This window comes from Nocardia sp. NPDC055053, from assembly GCF_053608285.1.
Genome location: NZ_JBSGVD010000008.1, coordinates 193,709 through 212,829 on the forward strand (window position 1 = coordinate 193,709; position 19,121 = coordinate 212,829).

Annotated in this window: 24 protein-coding genes; 4 read left to right on the forward strand and 20 right to left on the reverse strand. The window is 69.4% G+C overall.

Annotated elements, in window-relative coordinates; all coding sequences use genetic code 11:
- Positions 1 to 11: 11 nt before the first annotated feature.
- Positions 12 to 194 carry a hypothetical protein gene (locus ACWF82_RS11320; protein ID WP_189025537.1) on the forward strand — a complete coding sequence of 61 codons (183 nt, stop codon included), beginning with the start codon at positions 12 to 14 and terminating at the stop codon, positions 192 to 194.
- A gap of 71 nt (positions 195 to 265) precedes the next feature.
- Positions 266 to 919, forward strand: a complete 654-nt coding sequence (locus tag ACWF82_RS11325) for a hypothetical protein (RefSeq protein WP_452500267.1) — start codon at positions 266 to 268, stop codon at positions 917 to 919.
- 51 nt (positions 920 to 970) lie between these two features.
- Here the strand turns inward: ACWF82_RS11325 and ACWF82_RS11330 are convergent, their stop codons facing one another.
- The 9 genes from ACWF82_RS11330 to hemL form a co-directional block, all read right to left on the reverse strand.
- Positions 971 to 1,246: a hypothetical protein gene (locus ACWF82_RS11330; RefSeq protein ID WP_452500269.1), complete on the reverse strand. Its 276-nt coding sequence runs from the start codon at positions 1,244 to 1,246 to the stop codon at positions 971 to 973.
- Between the two features lie 54 nt (positions 1,247 to 1,300).
- Positions 1,301 to 2,077 (reverse strand): ATP-grasp domain-containing protein, encoded by a 777-nt coding sequence (locus tag ACWF82_RS11335; protein ID WP_452500271.1) that lies wholly within the window; start codon positions 2,075 to 2,077, stop codon positions 1,301 to 1,303.
- Between the two features lie 38 nt (positions 2,078 to 2,115).
- Positions 2,116 to 3,081 carry a c-type cytochrome biogenesis protein CcsB gene (gene ccsB, locus ACWF82_RS11340; RefSeq protein ID WP_452500273.1) on the reverse strand — a complete coding sequence of 322 codons (966 nt, stop codon included), beginning with the start codon at positions 3,079 to 3,081 and terminating at the stop codon, positions 2,116 to 2,118.
- Positions 3,081 to 4,715, reverse strand: a complete 1,635-nt coding sequence (gene resB, locus ACWF82_RS11345; RefSeq protein WP_452500275.1) for a cytochrome c biogenesis protein ResB — start codon at positions 4,713 to 4,715, stop codon at positions 3,081 to 3,083. Before resB ends, ccsB begins: the two co-directional genes overlap by 1 nt.
- On the reverse strand, positions 4,715 to 5,527 hold the full coding sequence (locus ACWF82_RS11350) for a cytochrome c biogenesis CcdA family protein (protein ID WP_189025531.1): 813 nt from the start codon (positions 5,525 to 5,527) through the stop codon (positions 4,715 to 4,717). The genes resB and ACWF82_RS11350 overlap by 1 nt, the downstream gene beginning before the upstream one ends.
- Positions 5,527 to 5,754 (reverse strand): hypothetical protein, encoded by a 228-nt coding sequence (locus ACWF82_RS11355; protein ID WP_126405499.1) that lies wholly within the window; start codon positions 5,752 to 5,754, stop codon positions 5,527 to 5,529. Before ACWF82_RS11355 ends, ACWF82_RS11350 begins: the two co-directional genes overlap by 1 nt.
- Positions 5,751 to 6,392 carry a TlpA disulfide reductase family protein gene (locus tag ACWF82_RS11360; protein WP_452500278.1) on the reverse strand — a complete coding sequence of 214 codons (642 nt, stop codon included), beginning with the start codon at positions 6,390 to 6,392 and terminating at the stop codon, positions 5,751 to 5,753. The genes ACWF82_RS11355 and ACWF82_RS11360 overlap by 4 nt, the downstream gene beginning before the upstream one ends.
- Positions 6,389 to 7,006, reverse strand: a complete 618-nt coding sequence (locus tag ACWF82_RS11365; protein ID WP_378847931.1) for a histidine phosphatase family protein — start codon at positions 7,004 to 7,006, stop codon at positions 6,389 to 6,391. The genes ACWF82_RS11360 and ACWF82_RS11365 overlap by 4 nt, the downstream gene beginning before the upstream one ends.
- A gap of 116 nt (positions 7,007 to 7,122) precedes the next feature.
- Positions 7,123 to 8,460 carry a glutamate-1-semialdehyde 2,1-aminomutase gene (hemL, locus tag ACWF82_RS11370; protein ID WP_452500280.1) on the reverse strand — a complete coding sequence of 446 codons (1,338 nt, stop codon included), beginning with the start codon at positions 8,458 to 8,460 and terminating at the stop codon, positions 7,123 to 7,125.
- A gap of 205 nt (positions 8,461 to 8,665) precedes the next feature.
- On the opposite strand from hemL, the gene ACWF82_RS11375 reads away from it, so the two are divergent.
- Positions 8,666 to 9,049, forward strand: a complete 384-nt coding sequence (locus tag ACWF82_RS11375; RefSeq protein WP_452500281.1) for a hypothetical protein — start codon at positions 8,666 to 8,668, stop codon at positions 9,047 to 9,049.
- On the opposite strand, the gene ACWF82_RS11380 is transcribed toward ACWF82_RS11375, so the two are convergent.
- The 6 genes from ACWF82_RS11380 to ACWF82_RS11405 all read right to left on the reverse strand — a co-directional run bounded on the left by ACWF82_RS11380 (position 9,046) and on the right by ACWF82_RS11405 (position 13,029).
- Positions 9,046 to 9,267, reverse strand: coding sequence for a hypothetical protein (locus ACWF82_RS11380; RefSeq protein WP_189025524.1), 222 nt, complete (start codon positions 9,265 to 9,267; stop codon positions 9,046 to 9,048). The genes ACWF82_RS11375 and ACWF82_RS11380 overlap by 4 nt on opposite strands.
- Before the next feature lie 83 nt (positions 9,268 to 9,350).
- The gene (locus ACWF82_RS11385; RefSeq protein ID WP_452500283.1) at positions 9,351 to 9,620 is read right to left on the reverse strand and encodes a hypothetical protein; all 270 of its coding nucleotides are present in this window, start codon (positions 9,618 to 9,620) and stop codon (positions 9,351 to 9,353) included.
- Positions 9,617 to 10,057: a hypothetical protein gene (locus ACWF82_RS11390; RefSeq protein ID WP_452500285.1), complete on the reverse strand. Its 441-nt coding sequence runs from the start codon at positions 10,055 to 10,057 to the stop codon at positions 9,617 to 9,619. Before ACWF82_RS11390 ends, ACWF82_RS11385 begins: the two co-directional genes overlap by 4 nt.
- 264 nt (positions 10,058 to 10,321) lie before the next feature.
- The gene (locus tag ACWF82_RS11395) at positions 10,322 to 10,834 is read right to left on the reverse strand and encodes a hypothetical protein (protein WP_452500286.1); all 513 of its coding nucleotides are present in this window, start codon (positions 10,832 to 10,834) and stop codon (positions 10,322 to 10,324) included.
- Complete coding sequence (hemB, locus tag ACWF82_RS11400; protein ID WP_452500288.1) at positions 10,831 to 11,808, reverse strand: porphobilinogen synthase; 978 nt, start codon at positions 11,806 to 11,808, stop codon at positions 10,831 to 10,833. Before hemB ends, ACWF82_RS11395 begins: the two co-directional genes overlap by 4 nt.
- 42 nt (positions 11,809 to 11,850) lie before the next feature.
- Complete coding sequence (locus ACWF82_RS11405) at positions 11,851 to 13,029, reverse strand: serine hydrolase domain-containing protein (RefSeq protein ID WP_452500290.1); 1,179 nt, start codon at positions 13,027 to 13,029, stop codon at positions 11,851 to 11,853.
- A gap of 223 nt (positions 13,030 to 13,252) precedes the next feature.
- Between ACWF82_RS11405 and ACWF82_RS11410 the strand changes: the two genes are divergently transcribed.
- Positions 13,253 to 13,534, forward strand: coding sequence for a hypothetical protein (locus ACWF82_RS11410; protein ID WP_378847925.1), 282 nt, complete (start codon positions 13,253 to 13,255; stop codon positions 13,532 to 13,534).
- A gap of 56 nt (positions 13,535 to 13,590) precedes the next feature.
- Here the strand turns inward: ACWF82_RS11410 and ACWF82_RS11415 are convergent, their stop codons facing one another.
- The 5 genes from ACWF82_RS11415 to ACWF82_RS11435 all read right to left on the reverse strand — a co-directional run bounded on the left by ACWF82_RS11415 (position 13,591) and on the right by ACWF82_RS11435 (position 19,051).
- The gene (locus tag ACWF82_RS11415) at positions 13,591 to 15,162 is read right to left on the reverse strand and encodes a bifunctional uroporphyrinogen-III C-methyltransferase/uroporphyrinogen-III synthase (RefSeq protein WP_379308978.1); all 1,572 of its coding nucleotides are present in this window, start codon (positions 15,160 to 15,162) and stop codon (positions 13,591 to 13,593) included.
- Positions 15,159 to 16,229: a hydroxymethylbilane synthase gene (gene hemC, locus ACWF82_RS11420; RefSeq protein WP_452500293.1), complete on the reverse strand. Its 1,071-nt coding sequence runs from the start codon at positions 16,227 to 16,229 to the stop codon at positions 15,159 to 15,161. The genes ACWF82_RS11415 and hemC overlap by 4 nt, the downstream gene beginning before the upstream one ends.
- Positions 16,226 to 17,620, reverse strand: coding sequence for a glutamyl-tRNA reductase (locus ACWF82_RS11425; RefSeq protein ID WP_452500295.1), 1,395 nt, complete (start codon positions 17,618 to 17,620; stop codon positions 16,226 to 16,228). Before ACWF82_RS11425 ends, hemC begins: the two co-directional genes overlap by 4 nt.
- 76 nt (positions 17,621 to 17,696) lie before the next feature.
- The gene (locus ACWF82_RS11430) at positions 17,697 to 18,566 is read right to left on the reverse strand and encodes a redox-sensing transcriptional repressor Rex (RefSeq protein ID WP_452500297.1); all 870 of its coding nucleotides are present in this window, start codon (positions 18,564 to 18,566) and stop codon (positions 17,697 to 17,699) included.
- 203 nt (positions 18,567 to 18,769) lie between these two features.
- On the reverse strand, positions 18,770 to 19,051 hold the full coding sequence (locus ACWF82_RS11435) for a glutaredoxin family protein (RefSeq protein ID WP_379029014.1): 282 nt from the start codon (positions 19,049 to 19,051) through the stop codon (positions 18,770 to 18,772).
- Positions 19,052 to 19,121 lie beyond the last annotated feature (70 nt).

Consider the following 19,121-nt stretch of genomic DNA (forward strand, 5'->3'; position numbering starts at 1 on the left):
AGGTGAGCGACGTGACGTACCTGTTGGCCCTCATCGCAATCGCGGCCGTCGCGGTGTTGTGCTGGAAGGCGTTCGGACCCCAGAAGCCCGGCCCATCTCCGCGCAGACCGATCCTCGGCCCCGACGACGATCCGGAATTCCTGTGGCGGCTCGGCAAGCAGCACCGCGACGACTCCGGCCCGTCCGAGCCGTAACGCTCGCGCGCGTGAGCTTACCCACATACCCCCGATGCACCGCGAAAAACCCGGGTAGATAACGTATTCCGGTGATCGATGTGCAGCAGAGTTCCATTCCGACCACCTGGCGCGCGGCCGACGGCAGCGCCGTGACGTTCACCGAGGCCAGGTCGGCGTGGACTCGCGCGGCACACGAGGTGCTCGCCGACACCGCGACCAGGTTCAACAACTTCATCGTCAACACCGAGTTGGCCGAGCTGGTCCAGGAGGAATCCGGGATCCGCACGCAGGTGAAGTGGCAGCACTGGCTGCCGGTCGTGCTGGACAAGGTCGCCGAGCACTGTCACAAGAACAACGAACCGCCGCTGAGCGCGCTGTGCGTGCGCAAGAACCAGACGGTGGGCACCGGCTACCGCTACATCCTCGAACTCGCGGGCCTGCCCATCCCCGACGACCTGGAAATGCACGCCGCCGCCGCCCGCTGGCAGTGCTACCAGCACTACGCCACCGACCTCCCCGCCGACGGCGGCCTCCCCACCCTCCCCCCCAAGGTCGCGGCCCTGCGCCACCAGACCACCCAGGACCTCGCCACCGCCGAAGCAGCCGAAGCCGCAACCAAGCCCAAGCGCACCTCGGCCTCCTCCCGCAGCGTGACCGTCCCCAAGCCGGAACCGGTCCGCAAGCCGGTCTGCCTCAACTGCCACGTAGAACTCCCGGCCAACAAGATCTGCTACTACTGCTGATCCCGATCACCCGCTCCCCGAGCACCGGGCCTTTGTCGTGGTCAGATGCGATCAGGCGGCCGTTGACTCGCTCCTGACTCGATAGACGACTTCGGTGCCCCGCTCCCTCGGCGTCCAGCCCCGACGCAATGCTCGGTGAATGGCCCCCGCGACCACGCGTGGAGTGATGATCGTGCCGTGATCCATCCAGGTGACCATGCGTTGTCCATGTCCCTCGGCGACCTCGACGACAATCGCCAAACCGGGCTCGTCATCGGGCGAGACGACCCACCGATAGCGTTCGCCGTCCAGATTCAGAATTCGTGTTCCCCGCCGCGCAATTCCCATGCGCCCACTGAACACGCCTCGACCACGGATCCTCAACAGATTTTCGAGTCCTGCTCAGGACGACTCCGCGCGGGCGAGTGCCTCAGCCTCCATCGCGGCGATGAAGTCGGTGACGTCCGAACCGTAGATGCCCCAGCTGTTCACGCCGCCGAGCTCGACGAGGCGCAGTGCGCCGTCGGGACCGACGCCGACGTCGACAGTGAGCATGGTGGAGCCCTGCGCGAGCATGCGCGCCGCCACGGTCTCCGCGAAGGTGCGTACATGGTCGGGCACGGGGAGGTATGGCTCGAGCGGATACGAGCTTCCGCAGAAGAAACGCCCGTTCCGGCAGAAGCAGCGGTACTCGTGCTCGAAGGTCATGACCTCGGACACGACGACGAGCTCGTCTCGGTGCTCGACATAGGACTGGACCAAGCGATCCAGCTCCGCGACCGCATGCACACCCGCGGGGAAGAGCTTGTAGTTCGTGTCGCTCCGAACGAAGACCTGCTCACTGCCGAACATGCGCCGCAACGGCAGACCGGGAATCGCCGAGAACGGCACGAACACGGCGGTGCGCCCGAGCAGGTCGTACACGTGCCGGTAGTACGACGAGCAGCGCAACGTCCTGTAGTCGTCGAACACCGCTTCACCCAGCCGCGGCTCGCGTCGCAACCGCGTCATCGTCGGCATGGTCCCGTATCCGACGACCGCGCGCCCCTCCTCGACATCCGGCCAGCGCCCCATCATCACGTCATACGGCTCGACGATCAGAGCATCATCGAGCGCGGCCGCGACAATGGCCGAGCCAGGGAATTCCTCGTGCAGATCGATGAGCCACCGCGGTCGCATCGCCCGATGCTACGTGCGCGACTACAAGATTCGCCGGTTCAGTTCAGCCCGGCGTAGCTGTGCAGACCCGAGATCACCATGTTGATGATGAACAAGTTGAAGAGCATGGCGACGAAGCCGGCGATGTTGATCCAGGCGGCCTTGGTGTCGCGCCAGCCGGAGGTGGCTCGGGCGTGGAGGTACGCCGCGTAGAGGACCCAGGCGATGAAGGAGCAGGTTTCCTTGGGGTCCCAGCCCCAGAAGCGGCCCCAGGCGGCTTCGGCCCAGATGGCGCCGAGGATGACGCCCGCGCCGAAGAGGGGGAAGCCGATGATGGTGGTTTTGTAGGCGAGCTGGTCGAGGGTGCGGGCGTCGGGGAGACGGCGGGCGATGGTGCCGAAGATGGTGTTCGACTCTTCGCCCGCGGGCTGGCGCATGCGGTACAGGTACAGCAGGCTGGCCACGCCGGAGACCAGGAAGACGCCGCTGCCGATGCTGACGATGGTGACGTGGATGGGCAGCCAGAACGAGCGCAGCGCCGGGACGACGGGCGCGGCGTCGGCGTAGAGGACCGTGCCTGCCAGGAACATCAGGATCAGCACCGGGACCAGAAGGAAAACCCACATCGACCGGTAGCGCTGGTCGCGCAGGAAGTACAGGCCGATCACCACGGCGGCCGCGGTGGCCATGGTGGTGAACTCGTACATGTTGCCCAGCGGGAAGCGATGGGTGGCGAATCCGCGCAGCACGATCGAGCCGACGTGCAGCACCGCGCCGACCAGCAGCACCGCGAACGCCATGTTGCCGAGGCGCTCGGCGGTCGGCTTCGCTACCGGCGTCTCGATGCGGCCGGGCAGCGACGGGTCGGCGGGCGCGCCCGCGGTGACCAGTTCGCGCGCCGCGACCTGCTTGGCCCGCGCCGAGGCGTACTGCACGAGCAGCAGCACCGTCGCCAGGGCATAGACCGCCATGGCCGACATGAAGGCGAAGTCGCTGTAGCGCGACAGCGTTTCGTCGATCGGCATCAGTTCTCCGTTTCCGCGTCCAGTACCCGCGCGCGCAGCCGGTCGAATTCGCCGCCCCAGCCCGCCTGATCGCTTCTGGCCAGACCGCCCATCTCTACTACGGTCCGTCGTTGGTCCACGGTACCCGCCGCGGCCTCGGCCGGGTACGCCCGGATCCAGATCCGGCGGCGTTTCACCAGCAGCGACACCAGCAGACCGGCCATCATCGTCAGCGCGCTCACCAGCACCCACTGCTGCGCCGGATCGTGCGAGACCTGCAGGTTCACGAACTCCTGCGCGCCGTCGAAGGTGACCTTCGCGCCGCTGGGCAGCGTGGTCGACTCGCCGGGACGCAGGTTGACCCGCGCTTCCTTGGTGAGGCGACCCTGTTTGATCATCTCCGGGTCCAGCGAGAACAGCGACTGCGAGCGGCCGGTGTCGAGGCCGGTGTTGCCGCGGTAGATGTCGACCGCGACGGCCGGATCGTCCATCGTCGGGAACGACGAGGTGAGCAGGCTGCCGTGGAACATCGCCGTCGGCGCGAACAGGCCCTCGATGGCGATCTGGTTCTGCCGGCGTTCCTCGTCGGTGGCGTACATGCCGCCGGGCGGGTCGATCCGCAGCACACCGCTGGACAGGAACGTCTGGGCGTCGTCGGGCCGCCACTGGATGGTCTCGGTGCGGGTCTGCCCGTTCGGGAAGGTGACGGTGAACGTCGGCGCGAACCCGTGACCTTGCAGGTAGACACGGTCACCGGCGACACGCAGCGGATGGTTCACCCGCAGCTCGGTGCTGCGCCAGGTATCGGTGCTCAGGTCCTGGCCCGCCTGGTACTCGATGTTCGAGCGGAACATCTCGGCCTGGCCGGTGGGCAGGTAGTCGGCCTTGAAATCCTTCACCTTGATGCACAGCGGCGTCATGCCGGTGCCGTCGTTGGTATTGCCCGCGCGGAAGGAGTCGAACACCGCGGGCGAGGTGGTGCAGAAGCCGGGGCCGTTGTTGGCGATCACGATGACATTGCCCTCGTAGCCGAACAGCTTGCCCAGCGCGATCGCGACCAGCAGCCCCACCAGCGACAGGTGGAACACCAGATTGCCGAACTCGCGCAGGTAGCCCTTCTCCGCGGACAGCGTCACCTCGCCGTCGCGCTTGCCCGGCCGCACCTCGACGCGCCAGCCGCGCAGCTGTCCGCGCGCCTGCTCGACAACGTCCCCGGCGTCGCGGTCGACGGTCTCGCTGAAGTGGTGCGGCAGCCTGCCGAGATTGCGCGGCGCGGCCACCGGCGGGGTGCGCAGTGCCTTGTAGTGGTCCCAGCAGCGCGGCAGGATGCAGCCGACCAGCGAGATGAACAGCAGCACGTAGATGGCGGTGAACCAGAAGCTGCCGAACACGTCGAACAGTTCGAACCGGTCCATCCACGGACCGAGGGTCGGGCGGTCGGCGATGTACTGGTCGACCTTCTGCGCGTTCAGGCTGCGCTGCGGCAGCAGGGCGCCGGGAATGGCCGCCAGCGCCAGCAGGAACAGCAGCACCAGGGCGGTGCGCATGCTGGTGAGGCCGCGCCAGGTGTTGCGGACCAGGGCCCAGGCACGGCCCGGCAGCGACTGCCGGACGGGCGGGGTGGGGGTGGTCGGAGGAGTCAGTGTGTCAGTCATCAGATCGGGAGAGTCACCTCGGAGACGAACCCGTCACGCACCCAGCCGACGAACTGATCCCATGCCCCCGTGACCAGCGCGACGCCGACGGCGACGAGCAGAACACCCCCGATTACCTGAATGGTGCGCGAATTGCGCCGCAACCAGCCGACCCCGCGCAACGCACCGGCCGACCCGAACGCCAGCACGACGAACGGCAGCCCGAGCCCGAGGCAATACGCCACGATCAGCACGACACCGCGCGCCGCCGTCGTGCCCTCGGTACCGGCCGACACCGCCATCACACCGGACAGCGTCGGGCCGAGACACGGCGTCCAGCCCAGCGCGAACACCCCGCCGAGCAGAGGCGCGCCGACGATGCTGGTGAACCTGCGCGGCTCCATCCTGGTGTCACGCTGCAACGCGGGCACCAGGCCGATGAACACCAGACCCATCAGGATCGTCACCACACCGCCGATGCGCTGCAGCAGTTCCCGGTTGACGTTGAGGGTCTGGATCACGCCGAACACGGTGGCCGTGGCCAGCACGAACACCACCGTGAACCCGGCGACGAACAGTCCGGCGGCACCGGCGACGCGCATCTTCGCGCTGCGGCGCTGCGCGGTCAGGACACCTGCCTGCGCGGCCGTGGCCGGTGGCGCCTCGGCACCGACCAGCCCGGCCAGATACGACAGATACCCCGGCACCAACGGCACGACACATGGTGAAGCGAACGACACCAGGCCCGCGAGCAGACAGGCACCCAGCGCCAACAGCAACGGACCCGATGCCGCCGTCTGCTGGAAGGAATCCCCGACTGCGGCGAGCACCATCACTCGGTGCTGTCCTCGTCACGCTGTTCGTCGCGGGGCAACGACAGGGTGCGCTCGGTCTCGGCCGGCTCGGCCGGACCGAAATCGAACAGGCCCGCACCGGCCACGCTGCGCGGGACGGTCGCGATGCCCGCCCAGCGATCGTCGACGGTCCACCCCGCTCCCATGCGGCGGGCACCCTGGCGGGGGCGGCACGCGGTCAGATTTCCGGGACGACGACGGCTCACTGCTTCTCCTCGGCGGCGATGCGCTCGACCACGGGCTGCAGATCTTCTGCCAATAGCGAGCGAAGGAAGACCGCGGCGACCCGGTGCTGACGATCCAGGATCAACGTGGTCGGAATGACACTGGTGGGAAAGTTTCCGCCGAGAGCGAGCAAGGTTCGCATCGACGGGTCGTAGATGGACGGGTATTCGATCTTGTTGTCCACTACGAAATCCTGGGCTTTGTCGCGCTGGTGGTCGCGGACGTTGATGCCCAGGAACGCGACGCCCTTGTCTTTGGTCGCCGCGTAGACCTTTTCGAGTGCGGGCGACTCGGCGCGGCACGGGCCACACCACTGTCCCCACAGGTTCACGACCACGATCTGGTTCGGGAAATCCTCGACCGAGACGGTCCTTCCCTCGTTCATCAGATCGGGCCCCGAGAGCGTGCCGATCGTCCCGCGCGCGGCGGGCGGATCGTAATAGATATCGGTTTTACCACCGGGTGAGACGAATTCGAAGGTGCCGCCACCGGTCGCCACCGCATCGGTACCTGTCGAACAGCCCGCGGCCGCGACGATCACCAGCAGCGCGGACAGGACGGCAGTGATCGCCCGCAGCGGATGGCTGCGGACGGAGACCGACGTGGTGGAGCGTGTCATGCGCCGTGAACCGAAGGGTCGGAGGCGCCCGCTGGTTCGGAGTACACGATGTCGACCAGGGTATCGCCGTGGTAGACCAGCGAGGTCAGCGAGGCGAGCGAGCACTGCCGGTTGCGCGGGTCGTGCCAGAGCCGCTGGCCCTGCAGGAACCGGCGCAGCGTCCACACGGGCAGCTGATGCGAGACCAGGACCACCTCGTGACCGGCGCCCTCGACGCGGGCCTTGTTGACCGCGGCCAGCATGCGATGCGCGATCTGCAGGTACGGCTCGCCCCACGAGGGGGTGAACGGGTCGCGCAGCTTCCACCAGTGCCGCGGCTTGCGCAGCGCGCCGTCGCCGACGGACACGCGCAGGCCCTCGAAGGTGTTGCCCGCTTCGATCAGGTTCTCGTCGGTGCGCACGATCACGTCATGGGCGGCGGCGATCGGGGCCGCGGTTTCCTGGGCGCGCTGCAACGGGGAGGCGATCACCAGCGAGATGTCGTGGTCGGCCAGCGAGCGGGCGACGGCGCCTGCCTGCGAGCGGCCTGCCACCGAGAGGCTGAAACCGGGCAGGCGGCCGTAGAGGATGCCGTTCGGGTTGTGCACCTCGCCGTGGCGGAGCACATGCACGATGGTTTCGACGGTCGACGGGTCGTCGTCGAGGCCGGGCGGCGCGGCGGCGGGCGCGGGATGGGGCGCCTCGTCACCGTCGACCGGGGTGGCGAATTCTGCGTCGGGCTGGTCGGAGCTCACGCTGGGGATCCTTCGGGGGTTGCGGCCGCGGCCGCGAGGGCGGCGGCGGGCAGAGCGGCGGCGATACGGTCGAACGCGTCCTCGTCGAGCGCCGCGGAGACGAACCAGGCCTCGAACGCGCTCGGCGGCGCGTACACGCCCGCGTCGAGCAGGGCATGGAAGAAAGCTGGGTAACGCCAGGTCTGGCTCGCCTTGGCGGCGGCATAGTCGGTCACCGGGCGGTCGGCGAAGAACACGCTCACCATATTGCCTGCGAACTGGACCTGATGCTCGACACCGGCCTCTGTCAGGGCTTTCGCGAACAGCGAGCCGAGCCGATCGGCATTGCGGTCCAGTGCCGCGTACACCTCGGCGTCGGCGGCGCGCAGCGTAGCCAGGCCTGCCGCGACGGCGACGGGGTTACCGGAGAGGGTGCCCGCCTGATAGACCGGGCCGAGCGGGGCGAGGTTGTTCATGATCTCGGCGCGACCGCCGAACGCGGCGGCGGGCAGGCCACCGCTCATCACCTTGCCGAAGGTGTAGAGGTCACCGGCGACGCCTTCGCGGCCGTACCAACCCGACGCGCTGACCCGGAAACCGGTCATCACTTCGTCCATGATCAGCAGCGCGCCGTTGTCGTGCGCCAGCGTGCGCAGGCCCTCGTTGAAACCGGGCAGCGGCGCGACCGCGCCCATGTTGCCCGCGGCGGCCTCGGTGATGACGCACGCGATCTGGCCGCGGTTGGCCTCGAACGCGGCGGCGACGGCGGCGAGGTCGTTGTAGGGCAGCACGATGGTGTCGGCGGCCTGCGCGCCGGTGACGCCGGGCGACGTGGGCAGACCCAGCGTCGCGACGCCGGAGCCCGCGTCGGCCAGCAGCGCGTCGACGTGGCCGTGGTAGCAGCCGGCGAACTTGATGATCTTGGTCCGGCCGGTGAAGCCGCGGGCCAGCCGCACGGCGCTCATCGTCGCCTCGGTGCCGGAGTTGACCAGGCGGACCCGCTCGACCGGTTCGACCCGCGCGGCGATCGCCTCGGCCAGCTCGATCTCGGCCTCGGTCGGCGCGCCGAACGACAGCCCGCCCGTCGCTGCCCGCTGCACCGCCTCGACGACCGCGGGATGCGCGTGACCCAGGATCATCGGGCCCCACGAACAGACCAGATCGACGTAGTCGTTGCCGTCTGCGTCGACGAGGGTGTAGCCGTTGGCCGACGCGATGAACCGGGGGGTTCCGCCGACCGAGTTGAACGCACGGACCGGGGAATTGACACCACCCGGGATCACCGAAGCAGCCCGCTCGAAGAGCTGGGCGGAAACCGGCACCGATGACCTGGTCGCGCGCGGAGAAGAACTCACGGATTCCAGTCTCTCAGCTCGCCTCGGCGCGCCGGACGACAGGGTGGAGCACAGTGACCCAGACCGCAGCGACCCACCGGCGACACGCCCGACACGCCGCCCCCAGACGCTGATGATTTCGATCAAGGCGCGTTGGCCTGCGGCTACGCTGCGGGCTGCTCAGGCACTGAGCGGTTCGACATCAGCGACAGCGGAAGGGTATTTCATGCGTTTCGGCGTCACCAGCACTGCCCTCGGTACAGGGTTCGTCGCGGCCGCGGTGGTCTTCGGAGCGGGCTCGGCCGCCGCCTTCGCGCCGCAGGCCCAGCCGGATCGGATCGGTGCCCAGTTCAGCCACGACGAGACCGTCGCGCTCGGCGCGGGTCCGATTCCGGCGCTGATCGCGATGTTCGTGCCCGCCAACCGGATCGGCGCGGGCCTGCACGCCGACACGAATCTCCACCGCGACGCCGACGGCGGCATCCGCGCCACCCTGCGTCAGGTGGTGACGGAGGCGGCGAGCCATCCCGACGGCACCGTCACCGTGTACCTGAACGCGCCGGGCACGCGCGGCGGGCGCGTCGTCGACGTCTACCAGCACTGGAATTAGGTGTACATGCAGGGAACTTCGGCCGAGATCGTGTGCAGCTGGCACATGATGCCGTTGTAGATACCGCTCGAGCCGGTCTCCGGGGCGAAGCCACCAGCGGCCGGCTCGGCAACCATGGGGGTCAGGGGCAGGCCGGCGGCCTGGGCGGGTGCCGCCGCCAGGGCGATCGCCGCCACGGCCGCGGCCGCGGTACAGAATCCTGCGGTGAGCTTGGTCATCGGTGTTCCTCCGTGCACTGCCCGCTGCGCGAGCGTCGAGATCCGCGCCGAACCCCAACGCGCACATCGAAATTCGGCCTCGCTCAGTGCATCGTTTCGGTAACGCGCGGCGCTACATATCCGGCCACGAGTCTGGCGACGGCATCGATGACGAGAACGCCGGCGAGGATCACCAGACCGGTGGCCAGGATCAGCAGCGGTGGCGCGTAGCGGACCGCCTCGAACGCGGGATGATCGTCGGCGGTGATGTATTCGGTCGTGCGCCGGGCATGGCTCCAGCTGTACGCCGCGCAGGCCAGGCAGAGCACGGCCAGGCCGAGCTCGAACAGCGCGGCGGCGATCCAGCGTCTCATCCTTGCGATCCTGCCAGGGCAGCGCCCAATGCGGAGCGCAGGCCGGTGTGGTCGATCGCCCACGCCTGCACGACCCGGCCGTCGACCAGGCGCAAGCCGATACCGCGGCGACGGCGCGGGACGCCGCTGAGCGCACCGAGCGGGTTGGCCTGCGCGGCGTCGTCGTCCTCGGCGGGGAGCACGGCAGCGACCTCGGCCAGCGACAGCGATTCGACACCCTGGTGCAGCGTGGAACCGGTCAGTTCGACCCGGCCATGGGTGCGTCCCGCGATCACCTGGAGGACGGTGAAACCGCCGATCGCGACGGCGCAGAAACCCAGGGCGAACCAGTGCGGGGTCGCGCCCGCGAGCCATTCCACCAGCAGGATGACAGCGCAGAGCAACGGACCGTAGGCGACCGCGCGCCATCGCGCGCCGGGCTCGGAGAACAACACCATGGGGGTACTGCGACGAGGGATCAGCTGACCAGGCTCGGCAACAGGACGAGAGCGATGGTGACGACGGCGAGCAGAACCATCAATCCGATGACCAGCAGATCGCGTCGCAGGCTGTGTGGCTGCTCGATCACCACGCGCATCATTGCCTCCGCTCCGCCGGTTCCCTACCGGCTATGTCACAGTGAGTACCCCAAATCACTGTGACCATGCTCACCATACACTGCGGCGATCCGGCGCCCGAGACGACGGGGGTCTACCTCGCGTTCACCGGCGGTTCAGCTGGAAGTACTTGGTGGAGTCCGGCCGGTAACTCAGATACGCGGCACCGACCGCGAGTACGCCCTGCACGATCGCGGTGCCACCGGCGATCATCGTGGCCACCGAGGTGTCGCCGGTGAAGGCGAACATCGTGGCGACAGCGCCGAGGCCGAGCCAGACCGCGACGACCGTGAGCACCGTGCGCGCCCACGACTTACCGCGGGCGAGCTGCTGGGCGATCAGCACGGTCACCCCGGCCAGCACGAGCCCGACGATCGCGGTCAGCACGAAGGCGACCAGCACCATCACATCGACGGTCGAAGCCGGGAAGTTCGGGTCCGACTTGTGCATCTCGTCGAGAAACTGCTTGCTCAGCTCGTCGCGCTGCCCGGTCATGGTGGCGATCCCGGCACCGGTGTACACGACACCGAGCCCGGCGACGGCCCACCACAGCTGGCGTGCGGTGCCGACGTCCTCGGGTATCGGGCGGGTTTCGGGTTTGTGCGGTGGAACGATCACGACAGCCAGTGTGCAGCCTCGGTCGCCCAGTAGGTGAGCACGATGTCCGCGCCCGCCCGCCGGATGCCGATCAGCGACTCCAGGACCGATGCCCTGCGGTCGATCCAGCCGCGCTCGGCGGCGGCGGTGATCATCGCGTACTCGCCGGAGATCTGGTACGCGGCCACCGGGACCGTCGAGCGGTCGGCGACGTCGCGCAGGATGTCGAGGTAGGACATCGCCGGCTTCACCATCACGATGTCGGCGCCCTCGGCGAGGTCGAGATCGAGTTCGCGCAGCGATTCGCGGCGGTTGGCCGGATCCTGCTGGTAGGTGCGGCGATCGCCTTCCAGCGACGAGCCGACGGCCTCGCGGAACGGGCCGTAGAAAGCGGAGGCGTACTTGGCCGCGTAGGCCAGGATGGCGGTGTCGGTGCGCCCGACCGCGTCCAGTCCGCGCCGGATCGCGCCGACCTGGCCGTCCATCATGCCGCTGGTGCCGAGCAGATCGGCGCCTGCCTCGGCCTGGGCCAGCGCCATCTCCACGTAGCGGTGCAGGGTGGCGTCGTTGTCGACCGCGCCGTCGGTGCCGACGACACCGCAGTGGCCGTGATCGGTGAACTCGTCCAGGCAGGTGTCGGCCATGACGACGGTCGCGTCGCCGACCTCCTGTGACAGCGCGCGCAGGCCGCGGTTGAGGATGCCGTTGGGGTCGCTGGCCTGGCTGCCGGTGGCGTCCTTGTCTTCGGGACGCGGCACGCCGAACAGCATCAGGCCGCCGACACCGGCGGTCACCGCTTCGACGGACGCCTTGCGCAGCGAGTCGAGCGAGTGCTGATACACGCCGGGCATCGAGCTGATCTCACGCGGTTCGTCGATCCCGTCGGCGACGAACATCGGCAGCACCAGCTGACGCGGCTCGAGCGTGGTTTCGGCGACGAGCCGACGCATAGCGGGAGTCCTGCGCAACCGCCGCGGGCGGTCGAAAGCGGTCATAGACCGGAGAATACGCCTGCGCGCGCGGCCTCGCGTCGGCGCCTACGCGGCCTCGCCGGCACGGGCCACCTCGCCCAAGATCGACTCGAACGTGGCAAACACCGGGAGTGGACCGGCCGAGCTCCACGTCTGGTTGGTGAGCAGGATGCCGGTCACCGCACCGTCGTTGGACCACGTCGAGCCGAGGCCGCCGGACCAACCGTACGAGCCCGCGCGCGGGCCGTCCGGCAGGTCGCTGAGCTGGACACCGACCCCGTAGCCCCAGCCCGCGCTGGCGTCCGGGTTCGGCCCGCCGCGGGCGAGTTGTTCGGCGGTGAGGTGGTCGCGCGTCATCGCGGCCACAGCCGCTTCGGACAGGATCCGGGTGCCGTCGAGTTCGCCGCCGTCGCGCAACATGCGGGCGAACCGGTGATAGTCGGCGAGCGTGGAGACGAGTCCGTCGCCGCCGCCCTCGAACGCGGGTGGTGTGCTCCACTGTCCGTCGACCGGGTCGAAGACGATGCGCGTGCCGTCCCGGTCGGCGTAGTGCGGCCCGAAGCGGTCGATGGTCGCCGCCGGAACGGAGAAGCCGGTGTCGACCATGCCGAGTGGGCCGAAGACGCGCTCGGCCAGGAACTCCGAGAGCGACTTGCCCGCGGCCCTGGCGACCAGGAAGCCCAGGATCGGCGCGCCGACGTGATAGAGCCAGCGCTCCCCCGGCTGGTACTGCAGCGGCAGCGTGCCGAGCCGTTCGAGCCAGGTGTCCGGCGCAGGCATCTGCGCGGGCGTCGGCGGGCCCCAGCCGAGGCCGAGCTCGCTCCAGGCGGCGTCGAGCGGCTTGGGCGCGAAGTCGGCGAAATCCATGCCCCAGCCGAGCCGGAAGGTGAGCAGGTCGTCGACGGTGATCGGGCGCCGCGACGCGACGGTATCGGTGATCTCGGCGGCCGGATGCGCCAGCACGCGACGGCCCGCGAGTTCGGGCAGCAGACGATCGACGGGCTCGGCGGGGTCGAGCACGCCGTCGTCGATCAGGATCGAGGCCGCGGCGGCGGTGACCGGTTTGGTCATCGAGGAGATGCGGAAGATGGTGTCGGTGCGCACGGGCGCGGCACGCGAAAGGTCCAGATGACCTGCCGCGCCGGTCGATACCTGGTCGCCGGTCGCGACGAGCCAGGCCAGGCCGAGCAGTTCATCGGCCTCGACATGGGCGTCGAGGCGCTTGCCGATCTCGTCCACCGTCATCGCGTCTCCTCCCGTGACATCCGCGGCCCACTAGACCACACGGGTCCGACAGCCGCCCGGCGACGAGCCGCGGTGAACCTGTGGATAAACTCGAATCCCACTGGAGCTCAATGGCTTCCGCGCGAGATCGACGAAACTTGTCGGACCCCCTCGCTACAATCGAAAGCGTGTTCGAGGGTTCCCGACGATCGGGGGCGGGACCCATTCGCGACGGGAGGACGCCATGAACGCCATTGCCGCATCGAAGTCCACGTTCATCACCGCGCCGTATGTGCCGCTGGAGAAGAAGCGGCTGCCCGCGGGCAGGCCGCGTCGCTGGTACGTGGCGCACAACCGCAGGCTCAAGGCCATGCGATTGACGATCGCGCTCCTGGATTCCGGGGTGTATCTGCCGAACCAGGCCACCAACGAGACGATCCGGCGCACCGCCGACCAGATCGAACTACGCCCACCGTCCGACGCCACCTGCCGGCTGGTGCGCACGCTGCTGCGCTACAGCCGATGACGCGGATACGCCGAAGGCCCGCCACGGTGGGCGGGCCTTCGGGGTGTCTGCGCGGACTAGCGGCTGCTGCTGCGGCGGCTCTTCTTCCGCGGCGGTGGCAGCAGGCCCTCCGCGCGCAGGCGCGAGGCGTGCTCGGCCAGCGCCTCCACCAGCGGACCCACCTGCGCGGTCTCGGGCTGCACGTCCACGCGCAGACCGAACTCGATCGCGGTCTCGGCCGTCTTCGGGCCGATGCAGGCCACGATGGTGCGCGCGTGCGGCTTGCCCGCGATGCCGACCAGGTTGCGGACCGTGGAGGACGAGGTGAACAGGACCGCGTCGAAGCCGCCGGTCTTGATCATCTCGCGGGTCTCCGCGGGCGGCGGCGAAGCGCGTACGGTGCGGTAGGCGGTGACGTCGTCGATCTCCCAGCCGCGCTCACGCAGGCCCTCGGCGAGGGTCTCGGTGGCGATGTCGGCGCGCGGCAGCAGCACCCGGTTGACCGGGTCGAACACGTCGTCGTAGGGCGGGAAGTCGGCGAGCAGGCCCTCGGAGGACTGCTCCCCGCTCGGCACCAGCTCGGGGTTGATGCCGAACGAGCGCACCTTCTCCGCGGTGGCCTCGCCGACACAGGCGATCTTCACACCGGAGAACGCCCGCGCGTCGAGGCCGAACTCGGCGAACTTCTCCCACACCGCGCGCACCGCGTTGGTGGAGGTGAACACCACCCACTGGTAGCGGCCGTCGACCAGGCCCTTCACCGCGCGCTCCATCTGCGCGGGGCTGCGCGGCGGCTCGACAGCGATGGTCGGCACCTCCATCGGGATGGCGCCGTGGGTGACCAGCCGCTCGCTCATCTCGCCGGCCTGGTCCTTGGTGCGCGGCACCAGCACGGTCCAGCCGTAGAGAGCACGCGACTCCCACCACGACATCTTCGAGCGCTTGTCCACTTCCTTGCCGACCGTGACGACCAGCGGGCCGACCAGCTCGGAGGCGGCGTTGTTCAGGGTGGCCAGCGTCGCCTCGATGGTGCGCTGCTGACGGGTGGTGCCACGCACGGTCACCGCGACCGGAGTCTGCGGGGCAAGGCCGTGTTCGACCAGCGCGCTCGCGGTCTCGGCGAGGTGCCCAGAGGTGGCGCTCAGCACCAGCGGTCCGGGGGCTGCGGCCAGCGCGGCCCAGTCGACCTCGCCGCGCACGTCCGCCTCGGTGTGCCCGGAGCCGAGGGCGATACCCGCGTAGCTGGGCACCGCGGAGCCGTTCGGCAGGCCGGGCAGCACCTCGAACACCATGTGCGAGCGGGTGACGGCGTTGACCTCGTTGATCACCGAATCGGTGGTCAGCGGATCGCCTGCGACGACGCGCACCACATCGTGTCCGCCGCGGGCCTCGGCGATCAGCGTCTTGGCCACCTCGGCGGGCTCGCCGAGGGCCGGACGCACGTCCACCGGACGCTCGCCGTCCTCGCCCGCCTCGACGGCGATGCCGATCAGCGCGAGCACGCCCTTGTCGACATCGGGGTCGGTGAACGCCAGCGTCGCCCGCTCGAGCACCTCACGGGCGCGCACGGTCAGCAGGGCCGGGTCGCCGGGGCCGGATCCGACGAAAAGGATCCGCCCTGGTTGCTTCTTGGTGCCTCGGCTGCTCATCGGTTGTTCTCCATCGGGCTGGAATTGGTGAAGTCTGGGGCGGGGGTGTTCACCGCCTGTGTGGGGGAACCGACCTCCGGTTCCGGCTCGTCCGCGACGCTCAGCAAAGCGCGAGCGCCCAGATCCAGCAGATCGCGCGCGAGTGCGCGACCGAGCTCCTCGGCGTCGCGCGGCGCGCCGACGATCGAGGCGCGCAGGACGTCGGAGCCGTCGATCGCGGCGGCACAGGCCCGCAGCGACAGCTCCTCGAAGATGCGGCCGTCCTCGTCGATCGACTCGACGACCTCGGCGATGGCGCCGATCGGCGCGGTGCAGCCCGCCTCGAGCTCACCGAGCAGCGAACGCTCGGCCAGCACGGCGGCCCTGGTCGGCGCGTCGTCCAGACCTGCGAGGATCTCGATCAGCTGCGGGTCGTCGCTGCGGCATTCCACCGCGAGGGCGCCCTGCGAGGGAGCGGGCAGCATCTGCACCGGCTCGAGCGATTCGGTGATCGCGTCGGTCCGCCCGATTCTGGACAGACCGGCGCGGGCGATGACGATCGCGTCGAGTTCGCCCTCGCTCACCTTGCGCAACCGCGAGTCGATATTGCCGCGCAGCGGGACGATGTCGAGGCCGAGGCCGAGGGCACGCAGCTGGGCGGCGCGCCGCGGCGCCGAGGTGCCGACCTTCGCGCCGGCGGGCAGTTCACCGAGGACCAGTCCGTCGCGGGCGACCAGCGCGTCGCGCGGGTCTTCCCTGGGCGGGATGGCGGCGATGGTGAAGCGCGGGTCCTGCGCGGTGGGGAGGTCCTTGTAGGAGTGCACCGCGATGTCGATGCCGCCCGCGGCGAGCTCGTCGCGCAGCGCCGAGGTGAACACGCCGACGCCGATCTTCTGGACCGGATCCGACGACAGATCACCGGGCGTCTTGATCACGACCAGTTCGGCCGGCTGACCCGCCGCGATCAGCGCATCACGGATGGTGCCCGCCTGTGTCAGCGCGAGCAGGCTGCCGCGCGTGCCGATCCGCCACGGCGCACTGCTGCTGCCTGCGGTCACGGTGTCCTCTTCCTGCACTGTCGTGATCATGAGTCCTGCCCATCGCCGAGGTGTCCTGCGGTGAAGTCGTCGGCCAGCGCGGACTCGCCCGCAGCGACCTCCATGGGAGCGGCAACCGCTTGCACCGCACCGGGTTTCAGTTCGAACAGCTCACGCAACGCCTCGGCGTAGCTGTCGCCACCCGGCGTCGATGCCAGCTGCTTGACGCGCACCGTCGGCGCGTGCAGCAGCTTGTCGACGACGCGGCGCACGGTGCGCGCCACCTCGTCGCGAGCCGGATCGGCCAAGTCGGGTAGCCGCGAATCCAGGCGGAGCAGTTCGGCTTCCACCACTTCGGCGGCGCGCTGACGCAGTGCGGCCACCGTCGGGGTGACCTCCGCCATGCGTTGCCCGGCAAGATATTTCGCGAGTTCGTCGGCGACGATCTGTCGCGCGGCCGCGGTGTCGTCGGCCGCGGCGCCCGCGGCCGGATCGCGCTGCAGCGATTCGATGTCGATGACGGCGACACCGGGCAGACCCGCCACGGCGTGCTCTACGTCGCGGGGCAGACCGAGGTCGCAGAAGACCAGCGGATGTTCGGCGGCGTCGGTGCGGGCCCGGTCCGCGAGCGCGCGGTGGGTGTCGGCCAATGTCACGACCGCGCCGACCGCGCCGGTACAGGTGATGACGACGTCCGCGGCCGCCATCGCCTCGGTGAGGCGCGCCATCTCGACGGCCTCGGCATCGACGCCGTGCATGCTGCGACCGGTCTCGGCGAGGCGCTGGGCGCGGTCGAGCGTGCGGTTGACAACGAGGATCCGGCCGATCCCGGCCCGCGACAGATGCGCGACGGCCAGCCCGCCCATCGCACCGGCGCCGAGCACCACCGCGGTGCGGCCCGCGAGTTCGCCGACGACGCCGCGCGCCCGGTCCAGCGCCACCGACACCACCGAGGCGCCCGCCCGGTCGATCCCGGTCTCCGAGTGCACCCGCTTGCCGACCCGCAGCGCGTGCTGGGCCAGCTCGTGCAGGGTGCGCCCGACCGCCTGCTGCCCGTCGGCGCTGGCGTAGGCGCTGCGGATCTGGCTGAGCACCTGCTGCTCGCCGACGACCATCGAGTCGAGGCCGCTGGCGACCGCGAACAGGTGCTCGGCCGCGGCCTCGCTGTAGCGCACGTAGGCGTGCCTGGTCAGATCGCCGAGCGGCAGGCCGGAATGCTTGGTGAGCAGTTCGCTGACCTCGCCGAGCCCGCCGTGGAAGGCGTCGACCACGGCGTAGATCTCGACGCGGTTGCAGGTGGAGACGATCATCGCCTCGGACACATGGCTCGACTCGAGCAGCCGGTCGACCAGCTTCGGGCGGTCGGCCTCACTGATGGCGACCTTCTCGAGCACCGAGACCGGCGCACTCCGATGAGAAATTCCGACGAGCAGGACGCTCATGACCGCACCTCGCTTGCGCTCGGCGCCGTCATGCGCGTCCGCGCGCTGGCCTGCTGATTCGCTCGCTGGCGCTCGCTCATGGCGTGATCACCGATCCCTTGGTGCTTGGCTCCGTTGCCGAATGCGGGGTGGCCGAGTGCGGCGCGGTGCGTCGCTGCGGCCTGCCGCGCGCCGGTTCGACCGGCGCGGGGTGCGTGAGGGCGGGATGGTTCTGCGTCGGCACCCGGCGCGCGATCCGGCCGGACCCGGCCTGGGCCACCTCCGGCAGGGCGGGCGCGTCGTTGCGGGCGGCGTCGAAGGAGAGCATCTGCAGCTCCATCGCCAGGTCGACGCGGCGAACCTCCACATGGGCGGGCGCGCGCAGGGCACACGGGGCAAAGCTCAAGATCGACGGGAGCCCGGCGGCGACGAGCCCGTCGCACACGTCCTGGGCGGCCTCGTCCGGCACGGCGAGTACCGCGATGGTCGGCGCGAGCGCCGGAATCTGCTCGGTGAGCTGCTCGATATCGCGCACGACGAGACCGGCGTACGTCTGACCGATCACCGCGGGGTCGTTGTCGAAGATCCCGACCACGGTGAAGCCACGTACCCCGAAGCCGCCGTAGCCGACCAGCGCGCGGCCCAGATTGCCCGCACCGATCAGCACCACCCGATGTCCCTGCGACAGACCGAGCACATCTTCGATCCTGGTGCGCAACTTGGCTACGTCATAGCCGACACCCCGCACGCCGTTGGGTCCGAGGAAGGAAAGATCCTTGCGCAGCTTGGCCGAATTGACACCCGCCGCGACAGCGAGTTCCTCACTCGATACGATGGCTACACCCTCGTCGGCCAACCCGGCGAGAACCCGGAGATAAGTAGCAAGACGAGTCACCGTGGCCTGGGGGATATCCCTCTGAAGAGCCTTGCCGGAGACGCCACCTGGCGTCTCATGCTGCTCTGTCACGTCGTCGGCTCCTCGTGCCGGGCCTGATCGCGGTCCGGTTCCTGTCGTTCGTTCACCGGTGTGGGTCACTGCGTCGCGAGCGCGACGCGTGCCATGGGGGCTGTGCAAACCCGGCCACCGCCGCTGCTTGGGGCGGCGGTGCGGATTGCGTGCCACCACCGTAACCGCTTGTGCAGGCGTTCACAAAGTCGGTGAAATTGGCCTCATTTTCCGCCGCGACCAGCGAAACGGCTCAAGTCGGCCCGCAAACGTGGCTCGTCGACGTCGAAATAGCTGTGTTCACGGCCGTCCAACAGGACCACGGGCAGCCGATCACCGTATTCGGCGCGCAGTCCGGGGTCGCTGACCGCGGCTTCGTCGACGTCTACGGTGTGCACCGGGAGACCGAAATCACCACAGATCGTCTCCAATTGCGCCAGTGCGATGCTGCACAGGCCGCAACCGGCTCGCGTCAACAGGGTCACGGTGGGTGTGGGATTAGTCATGAGCTCTATTTAATCCTCGAGCCCGCCGCGGGTTGTCGGTGAATCCGGTTACTGTGGACATGGTTCGCGC